A 24049-nucleotide genomic window follows, 5' to 3' on the forward strand; every position below is an offset into this window, starting at 1 on the left:
CTCCGACGTCCCTCGCGGCAGGGGTGCCGACGGGCGGAAACTCGGCTGCGCGCGGCATCCGGCCTCCGCATACTGGGCGGACTCGGACTCCCCAGCCCCGAAGGAACCCCCAGCGTGCAGGCCGCCGTCACCGTCACTCCCGCCCAGATCCCCGAACTGCTGCTGGGGCTCGCGACGGTGCGCCCCGTCTTCCTGTGGGGAGCGCCCGGAATCGGGAAGTCTTCGCTCGTGCGGAAGTTCGCCGAATCGCTGGGAATGGAGTGTGTCAGCCTCCTCGGGACACAACTCGCGCCGGAGGACCTGATCGGCGTGCCGCAGATCCGCGACGGCCGTTCCGTGTTCTGCCCGCCGGAGGCCATCGCCCGCGACGAGCCCTACTGTCTCTTCCTCGACGAGCTCAACGCCGCCACCCCCGACGTCCAGAAGGCCTTCTACTCGCTGATCCTGGACCGGAGGATCGGATCGTACGAGCTGCCCGTCGGCTCCGTCGTCATCGGGGCCGGCAACCGTGCCACGGAAAACGCGCTGGCACGGCCCATCGCGTCCGCGCTGGTCAACCGGCTCACCCATGTCCATCTGCGGGCCTCGGCAGCGGACTGGCTGGTGTGGGCGGGGGAGAACGGTGTCCATCCGTGGGTGACGGACTATCTCGTCGACCGGCCCGACCACCTCTGGTCCCAGCCGCCCAAGACCGAGGAGCCGTTCTCGACACCCCGGTCCTGGCACATGCTCTCCGACGCACTGCACTCCTTCGGGCCGGACATCGGCGAAGAGACGCTGAAGGTGGTCGTGCACGGCACGCTCACCCCCGCGCACGCCGTCTCCTTCTGCGGTTACGCGAAGATCGTGCGCCACTCCTTCGGTATCGAGGCGATCCTCAAGGGCGATGCCTCGTGGCCCGCCCGGGTCGAGGACCGTGACCTGCTGTACTACCTGGCCGAGGCGTTCCGAGGCCGGCTCGTGAAGGAGCTGCCGCGGCGCAGGGAACACGTCTCGGCGTCCATGCGCCAGACCGCCTACCGGGCCAAGTCACTGCTCGTGCAGCTGGCCGAGATCTCCGTCGAGGTGGCGCAGACCGTCATCGCGGACGACACGGACGGCCGGCCGGTGCTGCCCGCCTGGTTCCTCGTCGACGCCGCACGCGACATGCCCAGGCTGGTCGAGGCCCGCCGATGAACGCCGCCACCGGCCGCCGGGCGAAAGGCAAGGGCGGAAAGGGCAGCAAGGGCGGCGCGTCCGACCCGGCTGCCGAGGCGTTCGCCGCAGGGCTGGCCATGGCCAAACGCAACCCCGCCTTCGCCGCCGTCGACGCGTCCGTATGCAGACAGGCCGACTGCGTGCTGACTCCGGCCGGGGGACTGGCCGCCGTGACCTCCAACGGCACCGTCCATCTCCACCCCGCCAAACGGGCCGAACCGGCCGAGTGGGCCTGGGTCCTGGCCCACTGCCTGCTGCACCTGGGCTTCGGCCATGTGCCGGCCTCCGCCGACGACCCGCGCGAACAGCCCGACCGGTTCGATATCGCGGCACGCTGCGTGGTCGTCAACCGCTTCCTGCTCACCCACCCGACCGGCCGTCCACCCACCGACCTGCCGGACTCCTACCCCGGTGGCGACGAGGAGCAGCTCGCCGCCCGCTGGCGCCGCGACGGCATCCCCGCCCTGTACGAGCACTGCGGAGCCGCTGGGGAGCACCCGGACCAGGTACTCACCACCTGGAGGACCTGGAACAACTCCGCGGTCCCGGACTGGGAGACCTCGTTCGCGCACGCCCTCACCCGCAGTGTCTCCGCCGCCATGGACGTCGCGGGCGGCCGCCGCGACAGCGTCACCGGTGTGCGCGCACCGCAGCAGCCCTGGGACCGGGCCCTGAACTGGTTCGTCTCCTCCTACCCCCTGCTCGGCGGACTAGCCGCCGGACTCACGGTCGTCGCCGACGCCGAACTGGCCCGCTCGCAGAGCATCGCCATCGCCGCGGTGAGCTCCGTCGCGGGCGAGATCTACATCAACCCCCTGCGAACGTTCTCCGACGAGGAATGGCGCTTCGTCCTCGCCCACGAGATGCTGCACGCCGCCCTGCGCCACGGTGAACGCCGCGGCGGCCGAGACCCGTTCCTCTTCAACGTCGCGGCGGACTACGTCGTCAACGACTGGCTCGTCCAGATGCGCGTCGGTGACATGCCCGAGGGGCTGCTGTACGACCCCGGCCTGCGCGGGCTGTCCGCCGAGGAGGTGTACGACCGCATTGCGACCGACCTGCGCAGGCAGCGCCGCCTCGCCACCCTGCGGGGCCGGGGCACCGGGGACATCCTCGGCGAGCCGCTGCCGCACGCCGAGGCCCGTGCGTACACCGATCTGGACGAGTTCTACCGGCGCGGGCTGGTCCAGGGCTTCGATCTGCACCAGTACGGGGAGCGCGGACTCCTGCCCGCCGGTCTCGTCCAGGAGATCCGGGCGCTGGCCCACCCGCCCGTCCCCTGGGACGCGAGACTCGCGCGCTGGTTCGACGAGCACGTCCCGCGGCCCGAGGCAGTTCGCTCCTACGCGCGCCCGGCACGACGGCAGGCGTCGACCCCCGACATCCCGCGCGCCGGACGGTACTTCCCGCCGCAGGAGACGGAGCGCTGCACCTTCGGCGTCGTCCTGGACACCTCCGGCTCGATGAACAGCACGCTGCTCGGCAAGGCGCTCGGCGCCATCGCCTCGTACGCGGCGGCACGCGACGTACCCGCGGCGCGCGTCGTCTTCTGTGACGCGGCACCGTACGACGCCGGCTACCTGCCGCCGGCCGAGATCGCCGGGCGGGTGCGGATCCGCGGCCGCGGAGGTACCGAACTCCAGCCGGGCGTCGACTTGTTGCAGCGTGCCGAGGACTTCCCGCCGACCGCGCCGCTGCTCGTCATCACCGACGGTCGGTGCGACACTCTGCGGGTCCGGCGCGAGCACGCCTTCCTGATCCCGCAGGGTGCCTCGTTGCCGTTCACACCGCGCGGTCCGGTGTTCAGACTGAGCTGAGACCGGCCCACGCGGGCCCGCCCGCCGATGTGCGGGCGGGCCCGGAGCGTCAGGCGATCTCGATGAGGAGATCACCGGCCTCGACCTGCTGCACCCTGCCGATGGCCAGCCGTCGCACCACGCCTGCTGCCTGCGCGGTGATCGAGGCCTCCATCTTCATCGCCTCGATGGTGGCGACCGTCTGCCCGGCCGACACCGACGCACCCTCCTCCGCCTGGAGCGTGACGACACCGGCGAACGGCGCGGCGACATGGCCGGCGTTGCCTCGGTCCGCCTTCTCCGCCGCCTTCACGTCGGTCGCCACGGACTTGTCCCGTACGGAAACCGGCCGCAACTGCCCGTTGAGCGTGGCCAGTACGCTCCGGAAGCCACGCTCGTCCGCCTCGGAGATGGCCTCCAGTTCGATCAGCAGCGTGACACCGGGGTCGAGCGTGACGGTGTGCTCGGTCTCCGTCTCCAGGCCGTACAGGAAGTCCTGCGTCGGCAGTACGGACGTGTCCCCGTATGCCTCACGGTGCGCGTCGAACTCCTTCGTGGGGCCGGGGAACAGGAGCCGGTTCAGCGTGGCGCGCGGCGACTGACGCAGCGCATCGAGATCCTCGTCCGACAGGTGCGGCGTCTGGGCCTTCGCCGGACGGCCCTGCAGCGCGCGGGTGCGGAAGGGCTCGGGCCAGCCACCGGGCGGGTCTCCCAGCTCACCCCGCAGGAACCCGATCACGGAGTCCGGCACGTCGAACTTGCCCGGGTCCGACTCGAAGTCCGACGCCTCGACCCCCGCGCCCACCAGATGCAGGGCCAGGTCACCGACGACCTTCGACGAAGGCGTGACCTTCACCAGGCGGCCCAGCATGCGGTCGGCCGCGGCGTAGCAGTCCTCGATGAGTTCGAAGCGGTCGCCCAGACCGAGGGCGATGGCCTGCTGGCGCAGATTGGACAGCTGTCCGCCGGGGATCTCGTGGTGGTAGATCCGGCCGGTCGGCGAGGCGAGCCCGGATTCGAAGGGGGCGTACACCTTGCGGGTCGCCTCCCAGTAGGGCTCCAGGTCGCCCACGGCCTGGAGGGAAAGGCCGGTCGCCCGCTCGGTGTGGTCCGTGGCGGCCACCAGCGCGGACAGCGGGGGCTGGCTGGTGGTCCCGGCCATGGAGGCGACCGCCGCGTCCACCGCGTCCACGCCCGCGTCGATCGCCGCGATCAGCGTGCCGAGCTGCCCGCCCGCGGTGTCGTGGGTGTGCAGGTGCACCGGAAGGTCGAACCGCTCGCGGAGCGCGGTGACGAGGGTACGGGCCGCGGGCGGGCGCAGCAGCCCCGCCATGTCCTTGATGGCGAGCACATGGGCGCCCGCCTCCACGATCTGCTCGGCGAGACGCAGGTAGTAGTCCAGCGTGTACAGGGTTTCGGCGGGGTTGGAGAGGTCCGCGGTGTAGCAGAGGGCCACCTCGGCGACCGAGGTGCCGGTGGCGCGGACGGCGTCGATGGCCGGGCGCATCTGGGACACGTCGTTGAGCGCGTCGAAGATCCGGAAGATGTCCATCCCGGTGGCCGCCGCCTCGGCGACGAACGTCTCGGTGACCTCGGTGGGGTACGGCGTGTAGCCGACCGTGTTGCGGCCGCGCAGCAGCATCTGCGTACAGATGTTGGGCACGGCCTCACGCAGCTTGGCCAGCCGCTCCCACGGGTCCTCGGCGAGGAAGCGCAGCGCCACGTCGTAGGTGGCCCCGCCCCAGCACTCGATGCTCAGCAGTTCCGGCACGGTCCGGGCGACGTGCGGGGCGACGGCCAGCAGGTCACGGGTGCGGACCCTGGTGGCCAGCAGCGACTGATGGGCGTCGCGGAACGTGGTGTCGGTGACGGCGACGGCCGACTGGGCCCGGAGTTCGGCGGCGAAGGCCTCCGGGCCGATGGCCGCGAGGCGCTGCCGGGACCCGGCCTGCGGTGTACCGGTCGGCAGGGCGGGCAGCTTCTCGGCCGGGTCGATGACGGCGGGCCGGGGACCGTACGGCCGGTTGACCGTGGTCTCCGCGAGATAGCTCAGCATGCGGCTGCCGCGGTCGGCCGACGGGCGGGCCCGGATCAGCTCCGGGTGTTCCTCGATGAAACTGGTCGTGATGTGTCCGGCCCGGAAGTCGGGCTGGTCCAGCACGGCCCCCAGGAACGGCAGGTTGGTCGCCACCCCGCGGATACGGAACTCCGCGATCGCCCGGCGCGCCCGACGGGCGGCGTTGGCGAAGTCGTGCCCGTGACAGGTCAGCTTGACCAGCATCGAGTCGAAGTGGGCCGACACCTCGGCGCCGGTGTGGACGGTGCCGCCGTCCAGCCGGACGCCGGGACCACCGGGGGAGCGGTAGGCGGAGATGGTGCCGGTGTCCGGCCGGAACCCGTTGGCCGGGTCCTCGGTGGTGATGCGGCACTGCATCGCGGTGCCGTTGAGGGTGATGTCATCCTGGGAGAGGTGCAGTTCGGGCAGGGTCATACCCGCGGCGATGCGCAGCTGCGCGATCACCAGGTCGCGTCCGGTCACCTGTTCGGTGACGGTGTGCTCGACCTGGATGCGCGGGTTCATCTCGATGAACACATGGTTGCCGCGTTCGTCGACGAGGAACTCGACGGTGCCCGCGTTCACGTATCCGATGTGGCGTGCGAAGGCGACCGCGTCGGCACAGATCCGGTCCCGCAGCTCCGGGTCCAGGTTCGGGGCGGGAGCGATCTCGACGACCTTCTGGTGGCGGCGCTGCAACGAGCAGTCCCGCTCGTAGAGATGGACGACGTTGCCGTCGGCGTCGGCGAGGATCTGTACCTCGATGTGGCGGGGGTTGATCACCGCCTGCTCCAGGAAGACCGTCGCGTCGCCGAACGCGGAGCGCGCCTCACGCATGGCCGCGTCGATCGCCTCGCGCAGCTCGCCCGGCTCGGCGACCCGGCGCATCCCGCGCCCGCCGCCACCGGCCACGGCCTTCACGAAGACCGGGAAGCCGATGTCGGCGGAGGCGGCGACGAGCGCGTCGACGTCCTCCGAGGGCTCGGACGACTTCAGCACCGGCACGCCGGCCGCCCGGGCGGCCGCGACCGCCCGGGACTTGTTCCCCGTCAGGTTCAGTACCGCCGCGGGCGGTCCGACGAACGTGATCCCGGCCTCGGCGCACGCGGCCGCGAGGTCAGGATTCTCCGACAGGAAGCCGTACCCCGGGTAGATCGCGTCCGCCCCCGCCTTCCGGGCGGCCTCGACCACCTCGCCCACCGAGAGATAGGCCCGTACGGGATGCCCGGGCTCCCCGATCCGGTAGGCCTCGTCGGCCTTGGCCCGGTGCAGGGAGTTGCGGTCCTCGTGCGGATACACGGCCACGGTGGAGATTCCGAGCTCGAACGCCGCGCGGAACGCCCGGATCGCGATCTCCCCGCGGTTGGCGACCAATACCTTGTCGAACATCAAACTCCCCAGTCGTGTCACGGGCGCGTGGCCTCAGGACAGGCGATGTCGCACGCGGTACACGTGTCGGCATCCGGTGGTCACGTGGCAGTGGCGAATCGCTCCGCGGTTCTCGGGCCCGGAGCGTTCGACACCGTACCGGAGACCTTCCCAGAGATCGCGGGCGCAAAGGATGGCGTGCGTCACGTGCCGCGCCGCCGGCTCGTCGGGTCTTATGAGGGGTGGCCGGAACACGGGCCCCGTGCCGTCCGGCCGCCGACGCGGCGTCAGGTCCCCTGCGCACTCGGGCGGTAACACGGGACGGGCGGCCTGTTGCCTGGAGCCCGGGCCTGCCGTCTGGTCTGATGCTGGCGACGGAACAGGACGTCCGCCCGCACCGGTGGGACGCCCGGCGAAGGGAGTCGGCCATGGACCGGACCCGGCCCGAGGACGCGGACGAGGGCGAGAGCGTGCTGCGCGCCTGGAGGACCATCGGGCCGCTGATGGACCTGGTCACGCCCATGGCCCTGCGGGTGGCCGCCACCCTGCGCCTGGCCGACCTGATCGCCGACGGCACCGGGCGGACCGGCGAACTCGCCCGCCGCTCGACGACCGACCCGGACGCGCTCGGCCGGATGCTGCGCCACCTGGTGTGCCACGGTGTCTTCACCGAGCCGGAGCCCGGCCGCTTCGGGCTCAACGAGACGGCGGAGCTGCTGCGTTCCGGTCACCCGGCGGGCCTGCGCCTCGGGCTCGACCTCGACGGCTTCGGCGGCGCGATGGATCTGGCCTTCACCGGGCTGCTGCACACCGTCCGCACGGGCGAGCCCGCCTGGGAGACGGTCTTCGGGGCACTGTTCTGGCCCTATCTGGCGACCCACCCGGAGATGGGTGCCTCGTTCGACGCCACCATGTCCGCCGGCGCCGCTCTGGTGAGGGACGCGGCGGGAGCCTACGACTGGTCCGCGGCCGGCCATGTCACCGATGTCGGCGGGGGCCGGGGCGCGCTGCTCGCAGAGGTGCTTCGGGCCCACCCAGATCTGCGGGCCACGCTGGTCGACCTGCCGCAGACCGCTGAACGCGGCCGGGAATTCCTCGCGGCGCGCGGGCTGACTGACCGGTGCGAGGCCGTCGGACAGAGCTTCTTCGATCCGCTGCCCGCCGGCTCCGACGTCTACGTACTCAACAAGGTGCTGCACGACTGGGACGACGAGCGGGCCCGTGACCTTCTGCGCAGGTGCGCGGAGGCAGCCGGGGACCGGGGCCGGGTCGTGGTCATCGAGGCGCACGGTACCTCTGGCGACGACCCCGCGCAGTTCGCGGAGATGGACCTGCGCATGCTGGTGCTCGCGGGCGGCCGGGAGCGCAGCCCCGGCGCGTACGCGGCCCTGGTGTCGGGCAGTGGTCTGCGCGTCGCCGCCGAGCACACGACGCCCCTGGGGCACGTGGTGTTCGAGTGTGTCCCGCACCCCGCCGCCGGCCGGTGAGGCGCCGCAGGGCAGGCGGGCCCTTCAAGGGCCCGCCCCGGGAACTCTTCCTCGCTGCCCTGACCGCGCGGACGTGTCCGGCGCGCGAGGAAGAAGGCGGGTGCCCGCGACCGGGCCGACCGGTCCTTCTCGCCCACCGGCCCGAACGCGCAGCGCCCCGAGGAGCGGGGCCTGCCGCAGTCATGAGGCGCCGTCATCCACCGACCGCCCCTGGGGGAAGGCGCCTGCCGTAGTCGCGGAGCACGCTCCACGAACCAGGGCATGACGGTGTACGGGACGTCCAGGAGCCGCCCGCGAGGCCGAAGCCCAGGGTCGGTTCCCGGGCAGGGTCCTCGTCGCGGGATGTTCCCGATGGCCACGGTCCGCCGCTCGGCGACCAGGCCCAGTTCCAGGCACCGGGCACCGTCCGGTACGGAGTACATCGCGCGGAGCGCGTAGCCGGCGTCGGGAGGGGGCTGGACAGGGGCGGCGCGAGGTCAGGCGCCCCGGCCGTCGGAGGCGAGGCGTTCCAGCCATTCCCTGAGCAGCTGCTGCTCCGATGCGCTGAGGGCAGTCTGTTCGGGGAGCGCCGCGCGCAGGGCGCGTGCGGCGCCGGCCGGGCCCGCGCTCTGTACGGCCGGCTCCTGATGGGTCACGGCCGAGACCATGGACTCCCGTAGCGAGGTCAGCAGCGCGGGGTTGCGCCGGTCCTCCGGAAGGGACAGCCAGGTGAGCACCGCGCCGCGCCCGGTGGCGTGGATGATCATGGCTGCGAGTTCCTCGTCGACGCGGAGCCAGCCGCCGGCGGCCAGGCGCCGGACCCGGCCCCTCAGGATCTCCATGCCCGCCTTGAAGGCGGGCGACGCCGGCTCCGTGGGCTCGCTGTACATCAGCGAGTAGAGAGCGGGGTTGGCGAGCCCGAATTCGACCGCCAGGTCCCAGCCGGCCCGCAGGTCGTCGACGGGGTCCTGCGGATCGGGGTCGACGTGCTTGGCCGCGAGGAACGTGGTGAAGCCGTGCTCGGCCACCGCTTCGAGCAGGCCGTCCTTGTCGCCGAACAGCCGGTAGATGGCCGGCGGCTGGAGGCCCGCGGCGACCGCGACCGCCCGGGTGGTGACCGCGTCGCGCCCCTCGCGGGCCAGCAGGTCGGCGGCGGCCTCGATGACTCGCTGCCGGGGCGGGCGGGTGGCCGCGCTGTCGGACTCGGTAGCCGCGGAGGCGTCCTGGCCGTGTGAACGTGGTGGCATGAATCAACGATACATGGATGCTGTTTCCATCGATAGTATCGATGTTACGGTAAATGTGATTCCACTGGAACTAAATGTCGGAGTGCATCATGATCATCGTCACCGGGGCTACCGGACAGCTGGGCCGCCAGATCGTCGAGAGGCTGTTGCTGCGGGTGCCTGCCGACCGGGTCGGCGTCAGCGTCCGGGATCCGCGAAAGGCCCAGGCCTTCGCCGACCGTGGGGTTCGGGTGCGGCGTGGCGGCTTCGGCGAAGCCGACGGCCTTGCCCATGCCTTCGAAGGTGCCTCGCAGGTCCTCGTCGTGTCCGTCGACCGGATGGGTGACGAGGCTGTGCGGCTCCACCGGTCCGCCATCGACGCGGCCGTCGCCGCGGGTGCCCGCCGCATCCTCTACACCAGTCACATGGGTGCCGGTGCCGCGTCGCGCTTCCAGGCCTGCCGCGACCACGCCGCCACCGAGCAGGCGCTGCTCGCCTCGGGCGTGCCGTTCACCGCGCTGCGCAATGGGTTCCACGCCGCGAGCGCGCTGCAGTTCCTCGGCCATGGTGTCGAGTCCGGCAGTCTGGTGCTCCCTGAGGACGGTCCGGTGAACTGGACCGCGCACGCCGACCTCGCCGACGCGGCCGCCGCGGTCCTGGCCGACGAGGGCCGGTTCGACGGCCCCACGCCCCCGCTCACCTCCGCGCACGCGCTGACCTTCGCCGACATCGCCGGCATCGCCACCGAGGTCACCGGCCGGGCCATCACGAGGACCGTCGCATCCGACGACCGGTTCCGCGATCAGCTGGTGGGCAATGGGGTGCCTGCCGAGTCGGCGGATCAGTTGCTGGGTCTCTTCGCGGCCGCCCGCTCCGGCGAGTTCGCCGCGGTGGATCCGACGCTGGCCACCCTCATCGGTCGCGAGCCGACTGCCCTGAGCGCGATCCTTCGTGAGGACCTCTCCGCCGACGACGGGCGCTGACGCGTCCAGTCGGGGTGGGGTCCCGGCAGAGGCGGGGTGGCAGGGGCGTCCGGGCAGGCCCGGACGTGGTTTCTCCGGGTGTGAGTGGGGGAGCGGCTTCGCGGTGGCGCACGCACAGATATGGCGCGCTTGCATATTACCCGCGTGTGCAAGTAATGTTTCCGAGGTAAGTGAACACCGCACATCCCGGCGCGCAGCCGACAGTGCCGTGCACGCCCTGCGCGTCTTCGGCCGGACACCTCACTCCGCCTTCGCGGGTTCGTGCGCCCCCCACCCCTATCTGATTGAGGCTCCCATGAGCATCCGCTCCCTGCTGCCCGGCCGTATCGGCTTCGGCACCGCCCCTCTCGGCAACATGTTCCGCGCCATTCCTGACGAGGAGGCCGCCGCCACCGTGCAGGCCGCGTGGGACCAGGGCATCCGCTACTTCGACACCGCACCGCTGTACGGTGCGGGGCTCGCGGAGATCCGCCTCGGCGACGTCCTCGCGCAGCAGCCCCGGGACGAGTTCGTCCTGTCGACGAAGGTCGGACGGGTCATTCTCGACGAGGTCGAGAATCCCGCCGACCGTGAACTCGGCGAGAAGGGCGCCCTGTTCGAGCACGGACGCCCCAACAGGATCGTGAACGACTACAGCGCCGACGCCACTCTGCGCTCGGTCGAGGACAGCCTCAGGCGTCTGAGGACGGACCGCCTCGACATCGTCTGGGTCCACGACATCGCCCAGGACTTCTACGGCGACGAGTGGGTCAACGTCTATGAGAGCGCCCGCACCGGTGCCTTCCGGACACTGACGCGGCTGAAGGACGAGGGCGTGATCAAGGCCTGGGGCCTCGGCGTCAACAAGGTCGAGCCGCTGGAGCTGACGTTGGACCTGGACGAGCCGCGGCCCGACGCGTTCCTGCTGGCCGGACGCTACACGCTGCTCGACCACGAACGCGCCCTGCAGCGGCTGCTGCCCGCCGCGCTCGCGCAGGACGTCGACATCGTCGTCGGTGGACCGTACAGCTCGGGCGTCCTCGCGGGCGGCAAGCACTTCGAGTACGCCGAGGCACCGGCCGACATCGTGGACAAGGTCGGCCGTATCCGGGCACTCGCCGAGGAGAGCGGCATCGGCATCAAGGCGGCCGCACTCCAGTTCGTGCTGGCGCACCCCGCCATCGCCGCGGCCATCCCCGGAGCCACCCGGCCCAGCCGCATCGCCGAGGACCTCGGCGCCCTCACACAGAACGTTCCGCACGGCTTCTGGGAGGCCCTCCGTGAGCAGAAGATCATCGCTCACGACGCGCCCGTCCCCACCAGCTGACCCCGACGCATCCACATCGAGAGGACACACCATGACTTCCACCACCGTCACCCTCGACGTGCCGCACGCGGCCGACCGGGTCTGGCAGCTCATCGGCGGCTTCGGCTCCCTGCCCGACTGGCTGCCGTACATCACGGACAGCAGGCTCAGCCGGGGCGGACGGCTGCGCACGCTGACGAACGCCGACGGCGGCGTCATCGTCGAGCACCTCGAAGCCTTCGACGAGGCCGGCCGCAGCTACCGCTACTCGATCGCACAGGCGCCGTTCCCCGTCACCGGCTACTTCTCCACGCTGCGGGTCATCGACCTGGGGCCGGGTGCCGCCCGGGTGGACTGGTCGGGCACGTTCACGCCGGACGGAGTGAGCGAGAGCGAGGCGACAGCTCTGTTCGAAGGGATCTACCGGGACGGTCTCGCCGCCTTGGCCGGGACGCTCGACGCCTGACGGAGCACCGGGCTCTGACGCGGGAGCCGGCCGCCTCATCGGGGCCGGCCCGGCGCCCGGTCCAGCCGCGATCCGCTGGAGCCGCCGCCGCGGAGCGCAGACGGCCCGCCCGGCCGCGTGTGCCGTGCGGCGCCGGCAGATGCGCGACCGTAGCATCGGCCCATGCACATGCAGCCGACCGCGCATGCCCTGAGCCTGCTGACGTCCGGCGCTGTCGTGGCCGCGTTCCTCATGGGCCCGGACGCGGCAGCCGCCCCGTCGCCCGCCGTCCCCGTCGCCGGTGCGCACCACGGCGGGTACGAGGGTCTGCGGCTGCTTGCCGAACTCTCGGCCCGGAGGCTGGCCACGGCGCACCAGGTCGCCGCTGCCAAATGGGGAACCGGCGGGCCCATCGACGATCCGGTACGTGAGCAGCAGGTGCTCGACACGGCTGCCCGGCAGGCGCGTCGAGCCGGAGCCGATCCGGCGGCGACGACGCGCATCCTCCGGGACCAGATCGAGGCGAACAAGCGGGTGCAGCGCGCGCTGCACCGCCGCTGGGACGCCAACTCCTCCGAGGCCCCGGTACTCCGCCCGGACCTGTCCGAGGTACGCGAGGAGATCACTCGGCTCAATGCGGGTCTGGTGCGCGCGATCGCCGACTCCGCGACCGTGCGGACGGATCCGTCCTGCGGTGGCGCGCTGACGGTCGCCGAGACACGCGTACGGCACCATGAGCAGCTCGATCACCTCCACGCGACGGCGCTGACGCACGCGTTGCGCTCGGTCTGCGCGTACTCCTTCACTGCCTCGTCATGAACGGCCGCCCCGGCGCGCAGCCGTATGCGGGCCGAGTCCGAACCGGCCCCCGTCACATGGCGTCGATCAGCGCGTCCAGGGCCGAGCGAGAGGGGCGAAGCGTTCCCGCGTGGTCGAGGGGCCCGACACGGGCAGGGCTCGGCGGCCCTGCCCGCTGAGGGCGCGGGCCGACGCCGGACCGAGCGTGTCGACCACAAGCGGCGGGCAGCCGACCGTCGGCGTTCGGCGGTCACGCATCGGCCGGTCCGCTGTCCCGACCGTCTGACCGCGTCCGTCCCCGGCCGCCGCGATGTGCGTGATGACCGGTGAACAGGGTGCTCCCGCCGGTCGTGCGGCAGTCGGGCAGCAGGGAATGAAGCCCGGGCGACCGCATGTTGAGCGGCTGACCGATACTCCTCACCCCCGGGAAGAAGGCAGGCCCATGACGTCCAGGCCGACCACCATGCGTGCAGTCCGGCTCACCGCTCCTGGTCCCGTGGACGGTCTGCGGCTGACCACGCTCCCGCTCCCGCCCGAGAGGGACGGCTGGGTGCGCATCCGTGTCGAGGCGTTCGGCCTCAACCGCTCGGAGCTGAAGCTCCGGCTGGGCGTGAGCACAGGCGTCAGCTTTCCCCGGGTGCCGGGCATCGAGGCAGTCGGCACCGTCGACGCGGCCCCGGCCGGCGTCGGTCTTGCTCCCGGGCAGAAGGTCGTCGCCATGATGGGGGACATGGGGCGCACCTACGACGGCGGCTATGCCGAGTACACGTCGGTGCCGCTGTCCCAGGTCATCCCCGTCGACACCGACCTGCCCTGGGAGGTGCTGGGCGCCCTGCCGGAGATGGTGCAGACCGCCTACGGTTCGCTCACCATCGGCCTGGACCTGAAGCGCGGTGAGTCGCTGCTCATCCGCGGCGGCACCTCCTCGGTGGGGCTGGCCGCCGCCGCTCTGGCCACGTGGCGCGGCGCCACGGTGCTCTCGACCACCCGGCGCACCGGCCGCCTCGCCTCCCTGAAGGAACACGGTGTCGACCATCCTCTGCTCGACACCGGGGAGGTGGCGCCCGCCGTACGCGAGCGGTACCCGGACGGCGTCGACGCGGCCCTCGATCTCGTCGGCACGCCGACCCTGCCCGACACCTTGCGAGCGGTGCGTGTGCACGGCACGGCCTGCTTCGGCGGCAGCCTCTCCAACCAGTGGACGGTGCGGGACTTCTCGCCGAACGAGTACCTGCCGAGGGGTGTGCGCCTGGCCGGCTATTTCGGCGATGCCGCCGACCTGCCCCCGGACATCTTCCAGGAGATCCTCGACGCGGTCGCGGCGGGCCGGCTGGCCTTCCCCGTGGACCGTGTCTACGACGGCCTGGAGCAGGTGTCGCAGGCCCACGACGACATGGAGCACAACCGCGCCACCGGCAAACTCGTCGTCAGGGTCCGCCATCAGGGCCCGAAGGCAGCGTGAGCGGGCACGCGCGTATGGCGATCGGCGAACGCGAGGTGACCCGGCGCGTCTCGCGACACGCCGGTCAGAGACTCGAACTCCTCCGGCCGCCGCGGCCGATGACGCCGACGCGCGCAGGCTCACCGGGGGACGACAGGGTGCCCGGGCCCCATCCCCACGCCCCGTCCACCGGGAAGAAAATGTCTACCGTTGTGGCAAGCGATGGCCCAGACTCCTCCCATGGCTGACATGGGGTTGTTCCGCGAGGCGGTCGTGGCCTGGGCGGCGGGCGCACCCGGCGAGCCCGCGCGCGAGCTCGCCACGAGGCTGTCGGTCCGGACCGTCGTCCTGCTGGAAGGGCCCAGCGACGCCGCGGCGGTCGACGCGCTGGCCGTCGGACGCGGTCGAGACCTGGCCGCCGAGGGAGTCTGCGTCCTCGCCATGGGCGGCGCGATGAGCGTCGGCCGCTTCGCCCACCTCCTGGGGCCGACCGGCCTGGGCCTCCGCCTGACGGGACTGTGCGACGAGGCGGAGCGGCCCTACTACGCCCGCGCCTTGGAACGATGTGGTGCGGGAGAGCAGGGCTTCTTCGTCTGCGCGGCAGACCTGGAGGACGAACTCATCCGTGCACTGGGCGTTCAGCAGGTGGAGGACCTCATTCGGGTGCAGGGCGATCTGCGCCCCCTGCAGACATTCCTGCGTCAGCCGGCCCAGCAGGGCCGCACCGCGGAGCGGCAGATGCGACGTTTCCTCGGTACGAAGAAGGGGCGCAAGATCCACTATGGTCGCGTCCTCACCGAGGCACTGGAACCCGACCGCGTACCCCGCCCACTCGACGAACTGCTCGCCGTCCTCTGACCCGCCCCGCCGCCGGGCCGCCGTTTCCTTGCGGGTGCCCGATCCGTCTCAGCTCTGCCCAGGGAGCGGGCGGGACAGCCGGAACGGGCCGTCGAGGGCGGCCCATTGGAGCAGCATGATCGTCTTCGCGTCGGCGATCGTGCCGTCGCGCACCATGGCGAGTGCGTCGGTGAACGGGAGTTCGACGGTGGTGATGTCCTCGCCCTCGGCCTCGACTCCGGTCGCACCGGTGGGGTTGTCGGCCGGGTCGTACGGAGCGGCGTAGAAGTGCAGGCGCTCGGTCACGGAGCCGGGACTCATGTAGACGTCGAAGACGTGCTCTGGCGTACCGATGACGTGACCCGTCTCCTCGGCGGCCTCGCGGCGGATCGCTTCGTCGGGGCTGTCGCCGTCGAGGAGTCCGGCGGCCGTCTCCAGGAGCATCCCGTCGGGGTGCCCGTTGACGTATGCCGGGAGGCGGAACTGACGGGTGAGCAGCACCGTGCCGTGGTGGGTGTTGTGCAGCAGGATCGTCGCCCCGTCGCCGCGGTCGTACGTCTCGCGCCGCTCGATGCTGATGTGGCCGTCGGTGTGCTCGTAATCGAAGGTGGTCCTGCGCAGGACGTACCAGTCGCAGGAGAGCACCTCCACGTCGCGGATCCGTACACGCGGGTTTCCGGTCAGATCGAGGCCGTGCCGGTGCAGGCCGGTGCGCCCGCGGCGGTCGGGGGTGTCGAGGCCCGCGGTCATCGGGCGTCCGGTACGTCGGCGGTGTCGGTGTACACATCCTTGCCCAGGGCGCGGGCCACGGCGACCATGCGGTCCGCTCCCTGCGAGGGGCCGCCGATCCGCAGCACGGCGTCGCAGCGGGCGAGCAGTTGCTCGGCGACGGGGTGGAAGATCTCATCGAACAAGGGGTCGCCGGGGCCGGTGCCCCCCGCCGTTTCGAGGAGCGGCAGGGCGAGGGCTTCGCCGGTGACCGGCAGATGCCCGGCGCGGAAGAGAGCGAGGGCGGTCCGGTTCATCGCGCGGACGTTGGCTTCGAGCGCGGCCGGGGCGTCGCCCGTGCCCGATCTGTAGGGACCGGCGACGAGGATCATCAGCGAGCGGGGTTCGGTGGCCACGACGGCACACTCCTCGATTCGGGGGCAGGGGACTCAGGCGAGGACGGTCCGGACGCCCGCCTCACGCATCGCGTCCAGGGTCTGAGGGCCGTGGGGGTGGGTGCCGGCGTTGTCGGCGGCGCTGTCGGTGACGAAGTCGTGGGCCGCGTCGAGGGGGGCGACGCGGCTGAAGGCGCGCACGCCGAGCTTGGTGGCGTCCGCCACCGCGATGGTGCGGTCCGCCCGCGCGAGTCCGGCCTGTTTGACGGCGGCGTCGTCCAGGGAGAACTCCGACCAGCCGTGCTCGGCGTGCACACCGCCGATGGACATGACGAAGCAGTCGAAGGCCAGGGACTCCAGCGTGCGCAGCGCCAACGGGCCGACGAAGGAACGCTCGCCGGGACGTGAGCGGCCGCCCACCACCAGTAGCTCGATCCCCGGCCGGTCGGCCAGGCACACGGCGGCCTGAAGGCTCAGCACGGCCACCGTCAGCGGGGCCCGCGCGGCCAGGTGCTCGGCCACGTGGACCGTCGTGGTCCCCGCATCCAGCAGCACGCGTGACCCGGGCTCGACCAACGCCGCCACAGCACCACCCAGACGATCCTTGGTGGCGGCCTGCCACTGCTCCCGCGCCGAAAAGCCGGCGTCCTCGGCCCGGGACCGCGTGGCCACGGCTCCGCCGTGCACGCGCCGCACCAGACCCTGGCCCTCCAGGGTGTCCAGGTCTCTGCGCACGGTCATCTCCGACACGCCCAGGCGCTGGGAGAGTTCCGACACGGAGACCCGGGCGGAGCCCTGCACCAGTCGCAAGGTCAGGTCCAAACGGGTGGCGACACTCATGGCAGTTTTCTACCACTCATCCGTTCAAATGAACAAGTCGATGAGTGAATTCGAGGCACCCCTCACGCTGACGCAACTCCTGGGTTGCACTACAGGGCTCATCGTGCAACTCTTGGGTTGCAAGTCAATGGCAGCGATGAAACGGAGTCGGTCATGAGTGAGGACCGGATTGAAAGCGAAACCCTGATCGAGGCATCCCTGGAACGAGTCTGGTCGCTGGTGGCCCAGCCCGGCTTCTGGGTGGCCGACAAGGCGAGCCTGCCGGGCACCGTGGCGAGGGAAGGCGAATCCATGGTGGCGAAGAACGCCGAGCACGGAGACTTTCCGGTGCGGGTGGAGAAGGTCCGGCCGCCGACGTACCTGGCGTACCGCTGGACCAGCGCGTTCCCGGGAGAGGAGCTGCGCGAGAACAACAGCACCCTCGTGGAGTTCACGCTGACCGAGGAAGGCGACCGGACGCGGCTGCGTGTCGTCGAGACCGGCTTCGCGGCGCTGGCCGGGTCCGAGGAGCTGCGCACTCAGAACCACAAGGACCACAGCGGAGGCTGGCCCATGGAGCTCGACGCGCTCAAGGAGCGCGCCGAAAAGCCCTCCACGTGACGGAGGAACAGCCCGGCGCCACCGGGGCCGTCGGGAGCGTCTTCGGCGCACTCGCCGACCCGACGCGGCGTCAGTTGCTCGATCTGCTCGCCGCGCGGGGCGAGGCCACCGCCACCACGCTCGCCGAGGGCCTTCCCGTCTCGCGGCAGGCGGTGGTCAAACACCTTGCCGTTCTGGATGCCGCCGAGCTGGTGTCCGGAACCCGGGTCGGACGCGAGGTGCGGTACGCGGTACGGCCCGCGGCGCTCGACGCGACGGCGCGATGGATGACCTCCCTCGCGGCCGACTGGGACCGGCGACTGGCGCACATCAAACGCGTCGCCGAGACGGCGGAGCGGGAGTCGCGGACGACCCGTCCCGACTGAAGGACGCCGCGCGACCGGTCCGGCCGGACAGCGAGCAGCTCGCGGCGGCATTCCGCGGCACCTTGTCCGATGCGGCCTCCTCCCCGGCACTCCTGCATGTCGTGCTCGTTCCGCGACGGTGAGGCCGGGGAGGTCGGCGGAGACCAGGGCATCATGTGCCCGGCGGGACGCCGGGCGTCGCTGCTGTATGCGAGGGCGGGATTCGCCGCCGTCGCGGTTTTCGCCTGCGCGCGTGACGGTGGCTTCACTGATGTCGGGTCGCGCACGCTGAGGGCATTCCCCCGGGACGGCCGGGAGTTCGAAGCGGGTAGCGGAGTGCGGCGCCCGCGTCGCGGTGCCGCGCGAGGGGTGTGGCTGATGACGAAAGGCCCGCAGGCGGCACATGGTCCCTCGGTGCCGGTGGCCTGTCGGTGACGATGCGCGGGCGTCGGTCGCACCCGGATCGTCACGTCACCGGGTGCGGGCCGCGGAGGCTCCCTGACCGTCCTGCTGGACGGGACAGATGGAACGGGAGGCGGCTGCCGTTTCCAAGGCGATGCGGTGCGGGCCCCGGCGCTCCCGGGGCGCCGTCGCGGCCCCGGCCCTCAGCTGAACCGGTCCAGTCTTTGTTCATAGTCATGACTATGTTTCAGATACATGACCGTTGACGTGAACATGCTGTAAGTCTATGGTCCGTAGAAAGCGCTTGTGCGGGTCATCTGGAGATCTTCTCCGTCTGACCTGTTCATGGATTCGAACGGACACGTTGTCACGACTGAAGCCTCGGCAGAAGGGGGCGTCCGCGTTTCCCTGACGCTGCGGCGTCGGCGCCGACAGTGAAATCGTCATCCGCGCGGTTCAGTTGCCCGATTCGCCGCCCCACCCAGAGGCGGACCGGGCTGAGGGGCCACGTGCCGCACGAAATCGTCGAACGAACCAACCCCACCTGGAGTCGAACGATGCAGATCAAACCCGTCATCGCATGTGTCAGCCTGCTGGCCGGCTCGCTTGCCGCCGTATCGGGCGCTACCGCTCAGGCCGCGCCCACGCTGCACCGAGCCGCCTCGGCCGCCTCCGCGCCGCTGGCAGCCGCTGCTCTCTACGTGGCGCCCGACGGCACCGACGACGCCGCGGGAACGGAGGCGGACCCGACGACGCTGGCCTCGGCGATCAGCCGCGTCGACTCCGGGGGGACGGTCTACCTGCGCGGCGGGACGTACCACTACGCGCAGACCGTCACCATCCCGCCGGGCAACGACGGCACGTCGAGTGCCCGTACGACCTTGGCCGCCTACCCGGGCGAGGCCCCGGTCCTCAACTTCTCGGAGATGAGCGAGGACCCGGCCAACCGCGGACTGGCCGTGAACGGGGCCTTCTGGCACATCGACGGGATCACCGTCGAGCACGCGGGCGACAACGGCATCTTCGTCGGGGGCAGCAACAACGTCATCGAACGCGTCGTGACGCGCTTCAACCACGACTCGGGGCTGCAGATCTCCCGGATCGCCTCGACCACCCCGGACGACGAGTGGCCCGCGAACAACCTCATCCTGAGTTCGGAGTCGCACGACAACGCCGATTCCGACGGCGAGGACGCCGACGGGTTCGCCTCCAAGCTCACATCGGGCCCCGGAAACGTCTTCCGGTACACGGTGTCCCACAACAACATCGATGACGGCTGGGACCTCTACACCAAGAACGAGACAGGCCCCATCGGCCCGGTGACCATCGAGGACTCCCTCTCCTACAGCAACGGCACACTCTCGGACGGGACCGTGAACGCCGACGGCGACCGCAACGGCTTCAAGCTCGGCGGGGACGACATCGAGGTCGACCACATCGTGCGCCGCAACATCGCCTACGACAACGGCCACCACGGATTCACGTACAACAGCAACCCCGGTTCGATGACGGTGTCGGACAACGTCGCGATCGACAACGAGGAGCGCAACTTCTCCTTCGACAAGGGCACTTCCGTGTACCGCAACAACACCTCCTGCCGCAGCGGCAGTGGGTCGAACGACAAGACGGTCGGTGACGCCGACGGTTCCAACCAGTTCTGGACCGGCTCGAACGGCTCCCGGTGCGCCTCGTACGACGGAGCCCTCCACTGGTCGTTCGCCGCGGACGGCCGCCTCGTCGTGACGTTCGGCGGCACGGTCGTGACGCCGTAGACGAGGGCAGGGCGCCCCGGGGCCGGATACCGCACGTGCGGGAGACAACCCGCCGGGCGCCGGCCACCGGTGGCGCACCCGCCCGGGCGGGTGCGCCGGACGTTCAGCGCAGGATGCCGAGCTGCCGGGCAGCCGCCAGCCAGGACGGGAACTCCGACAGGAGCCGGTCGTACAGCTCCGCGTCAGGGACCTTCTCGATGTCGTCCGCGGCGAAGAAGCCGACGTTGTCGACCCGGCGGCCGGGCAGGGTGTCGAAGCGTTCCAGCACGCCGTACTGCGACCGGCCGAGCCCGATGAACTGCCAGAACACCGGCTCCTCAACCGCCGCACGCAGCTCCTGCTCGATCTCGGCGTTGCGGTAGACACCTCCGTCCGAGAAGAACAGGACCAGGGTCGGGTCGGGCACCGGATTGTCTCGGACGTACGCGCGCACCTCGGCGATGACCTTCTGCTCCTCGTTCTGGATGCCGACCGCGCGCATGTCGACCTGACCGGGGCGGAGCCCCTTCGTTGGCTTCTTGCGGCCGAAGAGGCTGACCTGCCCCACGCGTACGTGCAGGGCCAGCCATTCGGGCAGTTCACCGACCACGAGGTCGGGCAGCCGGGCGGGGTTGCTGGCGAATGTCCAGGCCTGCATCTCCCCGTCGTCGTCGAGCTGTGCCGCGACGGCCGCCATGCGCTCCGTGACGCCCGCGACGGTGCCGCGGGTGTAGAGGCCGCTCATCGATCCGGACGCGTCGAGGACGAGGATGACGCGTGCCGTCAGCTTCGTCAGACCGTGCTTGGTCAGACTGACCGCGATCTGCTGTTTGCGGAGCGACAGGCGCTTGCGCATGTCGACCGGCAGGTTCTCCTCGCCCTTGGTGAGCCGGATCGAAGGCTCGTCCCGGCCGGCGGCAGCGGTGGGCCGGACAGCGGACGGCGTGGGCGTGGAATGCTGCGGCACCCGGGCGGGGGCGGTCGGAGGGGCGGTCGCAGGTTCCTCCGCGTCGACGCTGATCCCGAAGTCCGTTGCCAGACCGGCCAGCCCGTCCGCGTAGCCCTGGCCGACCGCCCGGAACTTCCATCCGCCGTCGCGCCGGTAGAGCTCACCGCTCACGTAAGCGGTCTCCGAGCCTGCGGCCATGTCGAAGCGGGCCAGCTCGGCGCCGGACGAGGCATCGAACAGCCGCAGATGAAGTCCGGGCACCTGCCCGAAGGTCCCCCCGTCCACCGAAGCGCACAGGGCGACCCGTTCGATGTCCCGTCCCAACGCGGTGAGACCGACGTCCAGCGTGTCGGCTCCGGCCTGCTTACCGAGGTGACGTACGGCACCGGAAGCGTGCTGCGGCTGGTTGTAGAAGACGAAATCGCCGTCGGAGCGGACCCGTCCGCTGCTGGTCAGCAGCAGTGCGGAAGCATCCACATCCGGCACGCCGGACCCGGGCGACCAGCCCAGCACAGCTCTGATGGTGGATGCCGTCACCGCCATGTTGGCGCCCTTGCTCAGTGTCGTCACACGGACAGTCTGCCTGCCGACGCCACGTATGGCGCCTGGAGCCCGGGATCTGACGGACCGACGGTTCTCGGCACCGCCGGATCGCGGGCTCCTGTGCCGGGCGGGCCTACCGGCGGGCCGGCCGAAGGCGCCAGCAGCGCCGCGCGTCCCGGTCATCACCCCGCTTGGAGCAGCTGCCTCGCACGCGGCGCCCTGGCCCCGCTGCTCATCCGCGTCGCAGGCTCGTGACCAGGTCGCGTGGCAGTCCATGGGTGTCGTGAAGGTAGTGCAGGTCCTCCTCGCTCAGCCGGCCGCGGAACCGGGGCCGGGCGAGCACCTGCCTGCCGCGTTCCATGAGGCGCCGGAACCGTTGCTCCTCGTCCCGCAGCACATGGCGTACGTCGCCCGGTGACCTGTCCTGCCGGAAGTGGTCGAGGGTGTCGCGGACCAGGTCGTCCGGCAGGTCGCCGAGGCTGTACGAGGGGTCTTCCCGCCACAGCACGGTGAGCACCCTTCGTACCAGGCGGCGCAGTACGTAGCCCCGTCCGGTGCTGGCAGGGCGCACGCCGTCGCCCAGGATCACGACGGCTGAGCGCAGATGGTCGCAGACCAGACGCAGTGACGGTTCGTCCAGACGCCACAGGGGCGGAACGAGCCGGCGCCAGGGATCGAAGAGGTCGCACTCGAACACGGACGACTTGCCCTGGAGCAGGGAGGCGAGCCGCTCCAAACCGAGTCCGGTGTCAATGTTGCGCTGAGGAAGGGGCACGAGGGAACCGTCATCGAGCCGGCGATGCCTCATCATGACGTGGTTCCACACCTCCACCCAGCGGTCGTCCCGCGTGGGGGTCGACTCGGGCGGTCCGTCACCGCTCCACAGGAAGATCTCCGAGTCGGGACCGCACGGTCCGACAGGCCCGTTGGACCACCAGTTGTCCTCCACGGTGAGCTCGACGGGGACGCCGCGGTCCTGCCACAGGTCGAGGGAAGCTTGGTCGGCCTCGCAGTGGGCGTCACCGGCGAAGACGGTGGCGTGCAGCCTGCCGGGATCGATCCCCAGCCCCTCGGTCAGCAGGCCGAATCCCCAACCGAGGCTGAGCGGTCCTCCGTAGTCGCCCAGAGACCACGTGCCGAGCATCTCGAAGACCGTCAGATGGGTGGCGTCGCCGACCTCCTCCAGATCCGTGGTGCGCAGGCAGCGCTGAACGTTGACCAGCCGCTTGCCCAGGGGGTGGGGGCTGCCCTCCAGGTACGGCGTGAGCGGGTGCATGCCGGAGGTGGTGAACAGGACGGGATCGCCCGGCGGTGGCAGCAGAGTCGAGCCGGTGATCAGGCGATGGCCGAGCTCTTCGAAGTACTCGACGAATGTGCTGACCAGTTGTTCCGTACGCATGGGAGGGCTCCTTCGCGATGCAGCGGGGGAGGCATCGGAGAACGGAACCGTTCAGTCGTGCGGCCGGGGCAAGAGGCTCCACGGCACTACCGGCGGACCGTTTCCGGTCGCCGGGGAGGGAAGGTCAGACGGCGGCAACCGGCGAGCTGGTCGCTCGCGCGGTCGCGGTGGTGTGTGAGCCGGTGACGTTCATGTGACCGACTCTAGCGTGGCCCGTGCGCCGGAGCACATGAGTTTTCGCCGATGCCCTGCCCCGCCGCCCGGCGCCGGTCGGGGGTGGGACCCCGGCCGGTGGCCGGCGGGAAGGCGTCGGATGCGGGTACGCCTCCGCCCGGCATGCGGGTCCGCCGCCCGGAGCGGATCGGCGATCAACCGTCGTGAGCGGTGCCGGCGGGCGGGTCGGCCGGGCAGCGCCCGCCCGCGGACGACCGAGGTGTCGAAGGTCCGTCACCGGCGTCACCGGCGTCACCGGAGGCACCTGGGATGCTGGAGGACCCGGAGAACCGGGAGCCGAGAGGCCACGCCGTGATGTCGCGATAGAAGATCGGCTCGCTGCTCCGGCCGGCGTTGCTGCCGACGAGGTGCAGGCGCTGGGCGGCCCATCGGTGGCCGGTGAACCCTGCGATCCCCTCCGCGATCTCCGCCGCGGAGGACCGGTCTCCGCGGCGGGCACGGGCCAACGTCAGGTGCGGTCGCAGGGGACGTTCGGTGAACGTGACCCCGGAGTCCCTCACCGCGGTACGCACGTCTGCCGCGAGCCGGTGCAGCGCCTCCATGTCTCCGTCGATCCCGGTCCACAGCACCCGGTCGTCGAAGGTCCCGCCGCCCCGCAGCGCCAGGCGAGGCGGCTGCTGTGCCGCCGCGACGCCGGCGAGGGGCGCGTGCAGGAGGGGAACCGCTGCGGCCGGCAGCTCGCCGAGGAACGCGAGGGTGATGTGCCAGTCCTCGATCCGGTTCCACCGCATGCCCGGGTGTGTGCCGTAGGCGGGCCGGAGTTGCCGGGCCAGTTCCTCCTTGGCGGGGTCGGGTGGGGCGAGGGCGATGAACACGCGAATGGTCGCGGGTGGTACCGGTTCGTTCACATCGGGCTCCGTACCGGATCCAGGCCGCTTGGGGTGAGGAAAGGGAAATGGGGGGCGGAAGGAGGCTCGCCCAGGGGCGTGGTCGCACGGACTGCCGGACGGCTACCGGTCATCCGGCGGGCCCGGGGTGCCGTACCT

Annotated in this window: 19 protein-coding genes and 1 pseudogene; 12 read left to right on the forward strand and 8 right to left on the reverse strand. The window is 71.2% G+C overall.

What is annotated here, in order from left to right; all coding sequences use genetic code 11:
* Positions 1-114: 114 nt before the first annotated feature.
* Positions 115-1176, forward strand: coding sequence for an ATP-binding protein (locus ACGFZA_RS22145; RefSeq protein ID WP_393681285.1), 1062 nt, complete (start codon positions 115-117; stop codon positions 1174-1176).
* Positions 1173-3014, forward strand: coding sequence for a hypothetical protein (locus ACGFZA_RS22150; RefSeq protein WP_393681287.1), 1842 nt, complete (start codon positions 1173-1175; stop codon positions 3012-3014). The genes ACGFZA_RS22145 and ACGFZA_RS22150 overlap by 4 nt, the downstream gene beginning before the upstream one ends.
* 49 nt (positions 3015-3063) lie before the next feature.
* Here ACGFZA_RS22150 and ACGFZA_RS22155 read toward each other — a convergent pair whose 3' ends face one another.
* Positions 3064-6438 (reverse strand): pyruvate carboxylase, encoded by a 3375-nt coding sequence (locus tag ACGFZA_RS22155; protein ID WP_393681289.1) that lies wholly within the window; start codon positions 6436-6438, stop codon positions 3064-3066.
* Positions 6439-6845: 407 nt separating this feature from the next.
* On the opposite strand from ACGFZA_RS22155, the gene ACGFZA_RS22160 reads away from it, so the two are divergent.
* The gene (locus ACGFZA_RS22160; protein WP_393681291.1) at positions 6846-7904 is read left to right on the forward strand and encodes a methyltransferase; all 1059 of its coding nucleotides are present in this window, start codon (positions 6846-6848) and stop codon (positions 7902-7904) included.
* Between the two features lie 476 nt (positions 7905-8380).
* On the opposite strand, the gene ACGFZA_RS22165 is transcribed toward ACGFZA_RS22160, so the two are convergent.
* Positions 8381-9130, reverse strand: a complete 750-nt coding sequence (locus ACGFZA_RS22165) for a TetR/AcrR family transcriptional regulator (protein WP_393681293.1) — start codon at positions 9128-9130, stop codon at positions 8381-8383.
* Positions 9131-9219: 89 nt separating this feature from the next.
* On the opposite strand from ACGFZA_RS22165, the gene ACGFZA_RS22170 reads away from it, so the two are divergent.
* The 6 genes from ACGFZA_RS22170 (at position 9220) to ACGFZA_RS22195 (ending at position 14919) form a co-directional block, all read left to right on the forward strand.
* Positions 9220-10092, forward strand: a complete 873-nt coding sequence (locus ACGFZA_RS22170; RefSeq protein ID WP_393681295.1) for an NAD(P)H-binding protein — start codon at positions 9220-9222, stop codon at positions 10090-10092.
* Between the two features lie 295 nt (positions 10093-10387).
* A complete protein-coding gene (locus ACGFZA_RS22175) occupies positions 10388-11398 on the forward strand; it encodes an aldo/keto reductase (RefSeq protein ID WP_385273557.1) in 1011 nt (336 codons plus the stop codon).
* A gap of 31 nt (positions 11399-11429) precedes the next feature.
* Complete coding sequence (locus ACGFZA_RS22180) at positions 11430-11843, forward strand: SRPBCC family protein (protein ID WP_393681297.1); 414 nt, start codon at positions 11430-11432, stop codon at positions 11841-11843.
* 162 nt (positions 11844-12005) lie between these two features.
* Positions 12006-12641, forward strand: coding sequence for a gamma subclass chorismate mutase AroQ (gene aroQ / locus ACGFZA_RS22185; RefSeq protein WP_393681299.1), 636 nt, complete (start codon positions 12006-12008; stop codon positions 12639-12641).
* A gap of 421 nt (positions 12642-13062) precedes the next feature.
* Positions 13063-14082 (forward strand): zinc-binding dehydrogenase, encoded by a 1020-nt coding sequence (locus ACGFZA_RS22190; RefSeq protein ID WP_393681301.1) that lies wholly within the window; start codon positions 13063-13065, stop codon positions 14080-14082.
* A 219-nt stretch (positions 14083-14301) separates the two neighbouring features.
* A complete protein-coding gene (locus ACGFZA_RS22195; protein WP_393681303.1) occupies positions 14302-14919 on the forward strand; it encodes a TOPRIM nucleotidyl transferase/hydrolase domain-containing protein in 618 nt (205 codons plus the stop codon).
* Between the two features lie 48 nt (positions 14920-14967).
* Here ACGFZA_RS22195 and ACGFZA_RS22200 read toward each other — a convergent pair whose 3' ends face one another.
* From ACGFZA_RS22200 to ACGFZA_RS22210, 3 genes are read right to left on the reverse strand one after another with little or no spacing between them, the layout of a single operon-like run.
* Positions 14968-15648: an NUDIX domain-containing protein gene (locus tag ACGFZA_RS22200; protein WP_393681305.1), complete on the reverse strand. Its 681-nt coding sequence runs from the start codon at positions 15646-15648 to the stop codon at positions 14968-14970.
* Positions 15645-16022: a DUF4406 domain-containing protein gene (locus tag ACGFZA_RS22205; protein WP_393681307.1), complete on the reverse strand. Its 378-nt coding sequence runs from the start codon at positions 16020-16022 to the stop codon at positions 15645-15647. Before ACGFZA_RS22205 ends, ACGFZA_RS22200 begins: the two co-directional genes overlap by 4 nt.
* Before the next feature lie 33 nt (positions 16023-16055).
* Positions 16056-16841 carry a DeoR/GlpR family DNA-binding transcription regulator gene (locus ACGFZA_RS22210; RefSeq protein ID WP_393681309.1) on the reverse strand — a complete coding sequence of 262 codons (786 nt, stop codon included), beginning with the start codon at positions 16839-16841 and terminating at the stop codon, positions 16056-16058.
* 153 nt (positions 16842-16994) lie between these two features.
* Here ACGFZA_RS22210 and ACGFZA_RS22215 point away from each other — a divergent pair, with 153 nt between their 5' ends.
* From ACGFZA_RS22215 to ACGFZA_RS22225, 3 genes are all read left to right on the forward strand, one after another.
* A complete protein-coding gene (locus ACGFZA_RS22215) occupies positions 16995-17441 on the forward strand; it encodes an SRPBCC domain-containing protein (protein WP_385273533.1) in 447 nt (148 codons plus the stop codon).
* Positions 17438-17806 carry an ArsR/SmtB family transcription factor gene (locus ACGFZA_RS22220; RefSeq protein ID WP_393681312.1) on the forward strand — a complete coding sequence of 123 codons (369 nt, stop codon included), beginning with the start codon at positions 17438-17440 and terminating at the stop codon, positions 17804-17806. The genes ACGFZA_RS22215 and ACGFZA_RS22220 overlap by 4 nt, the downstream gene beginning before the upstream one ends.
* 938 nt (positions 17807-18744) lie before the next feature.
* Entirely contained in the window at positions 18745-19959 is a 1215-nt protein-coding gene (locus ACGFZA_RS22225; RefSeq protein WP_393681314.1) for a right-handed parallel beta-helix repeat-containing protein, read from the forward strand.
* Between the two features lie 103 nt (positions 19960-20062).
* Here ACGFZA_RS22225 and ACGFZA_RS22230 read toward each other — a convergent pair whose 3' ends face one another.
* From ACGFZA_RS22230 to thpR, 3 genes and pseudogenes are all read right to left on the reverse strand, one after another.
* On the reverse strand, positions 20063-21430 hold the full coding sequence (locus tag ACGFZA_RS22230; RefSeq protein WP_393681365.1) for a VWA domain-containing protein: 1368 nt from the start codon (positions 21428-21430) through the stop codon (positions 20063-20065).
* Between the two features lie 232 nt (positions 21431-21662).
* The gene (locus tag ACGFZA_RS22235; protein WP_393681316.1) at positions 21663-22829 is read right to left on the reverse strand and encodes an alanine--tRNA ligase-related protein; all 1167 of its coding nucleotides are present in this window, start codon (positions 22827-22829) and stop codon (positions 21663-21665) included.
* Positions 22830-23317: 488 nt separating this feature from the next.
* Positions 23318-23911 (reverse strand): annotated as a pseudogene (thpR, locus tag ACGFZA_RS22240) (RNA 2',3'-cyclic phosphodiesterase); the annotation flags it as partial.
* Positions 23912-24049: the final 138 nt, after the last annotated feature.

Origin of the sequence: Streptomyces sp. NPDC048211, from assembly GCF_043202315.1 — a bacterium.
Lineage (GTDB): Bacteria > Actinomycetota > Actinomycetes > Streptomycetales > Streptomycetaceae > Streptomyces.

What these genes read in the sequence shown, in the direction of transcription:
- ACGFZA_RS22230 (WP_393681365.1), bottom strand. Translation starts at nt 21,430, where the DNA reads ATGGCGGTGACGGCATCCACCATCAGAGCTGTGCTGGGCTGGTCGCCC.
- ACGFZA_RS22195 (WP_393681303.1), top strand. Translation starts at nt 14,302, where the DNA reads ATGGCTGACATGGGGTTGTTCCGCGAGGCGGTCGTGGCCTGGGCGGCG.
- ACGFZA_RS22160 (WP_393681291.1), top strand. Translation starts at nt 6,846, where the DNA reads ATGGACCGGACCCGGCCCGAGGACGCGGACGAGGGCGAGAGCGTGCTG.
- ACGFZA_RS22175 (WP_385273557.1), top strand. Translation starts at nt 10,388, where the DNA reads ATGAGCATCCGCTCCCTGCTGCCCGGCCGTATCGGCTTCGGCACCGCC.
- ACGFZA_RS22170 (WP_393681295.1), top strand. Translation starts at nt 9,220, where the DNA reads ATGATCATCGTCACCGGGGCTACCGGACAGCTGGGCCGCCAGATCGTC.
- ACGFZA_RS22190 (WP_393681301.1), top strand. Translation starts at nt 13,063, where the DNA reads ATGACGTCCAGGCCGACCACCATGCGTGCAGTCCGGCTCACCGCTCCT.
- ACGFZA_RS22235 (WP_393681316.1), bottom strand. Translation starts at nt 22,829, where the DNA reads ATGCGTACGGAACAACTGGTCAGCACATTCGTCGAGTACTTCGAAGAG.
- aroQ (WP_393681299.1), top strand. Translation starts at nt 12,006, where the DNA reads ATGCACATGCAGCCGACCGCGCATGCCCTGAGCCTGCTGACGTCCGGC.
- ACGFZA_RS22215 (WP_385273533.1), top strand. Translation starts at nt 16,995, where the DNA reads ATGAGTGAGGACCGGATTGAAAGCGAAACCCTGATCGAGGCATCCCTG.
- ACGFZA_RS22225 (WP_393681314.1), top strand. Translation starts at nt 18,745, where the DNA reads ATGCAGATCAAACCCGTCATCGCATGTGTCAGCCTGCTGGCCGGCTCG.
- ACGFZA_RS22210 (WP_393681309.1), bottom strand. Translation starts at nt 16,841, where the DNA reads ATGAGTGTCGCCACCCGTTTGGACCTGACCTTGCGACTGGTGCAGGGC.
- ACGFZA_RS22200 (WP_393681305.1), bottom strand. Translation starts at nt 15,648, where the DNA reads ATGACCGCGGGCCTCGACACCCCCGACCGCCGCGGGCGCACCGGCCTG.
- ACGFZA_RS22165 (WP_393681293.1), bottom strand. Translation starts at nt 9,130, where the DNA reads ATGCCACCACGTTCACACGGCCAGGACGCCTCCGCGGCTACCGAGTCC.
- ACGFZA_RS22150 (WP_393681287.1), top strand. Translation starts at nt 1,173, where the DNA reads ATGAACGCCGCCACCGGCCGCCGGGCGAAAGGCAAGGGCGGAAAGGGC.
- ACGFZA_RS22155 (WP_393681289.1), bottom strand. Translation starts at nt 6,438, where the DNA reads ATGTTCGACAAGGTATTGGTCGCCAACCGCGGGGAGATCGCGATCCGG.
- ACGFZA_RS22180 (WP_393681297.1), top strand. Translation starts at nt 11,430, where the DNA reads ATGACTTCCACCACCGTCACCCTCGACGTGCCGCACGCGGCCGACCGG.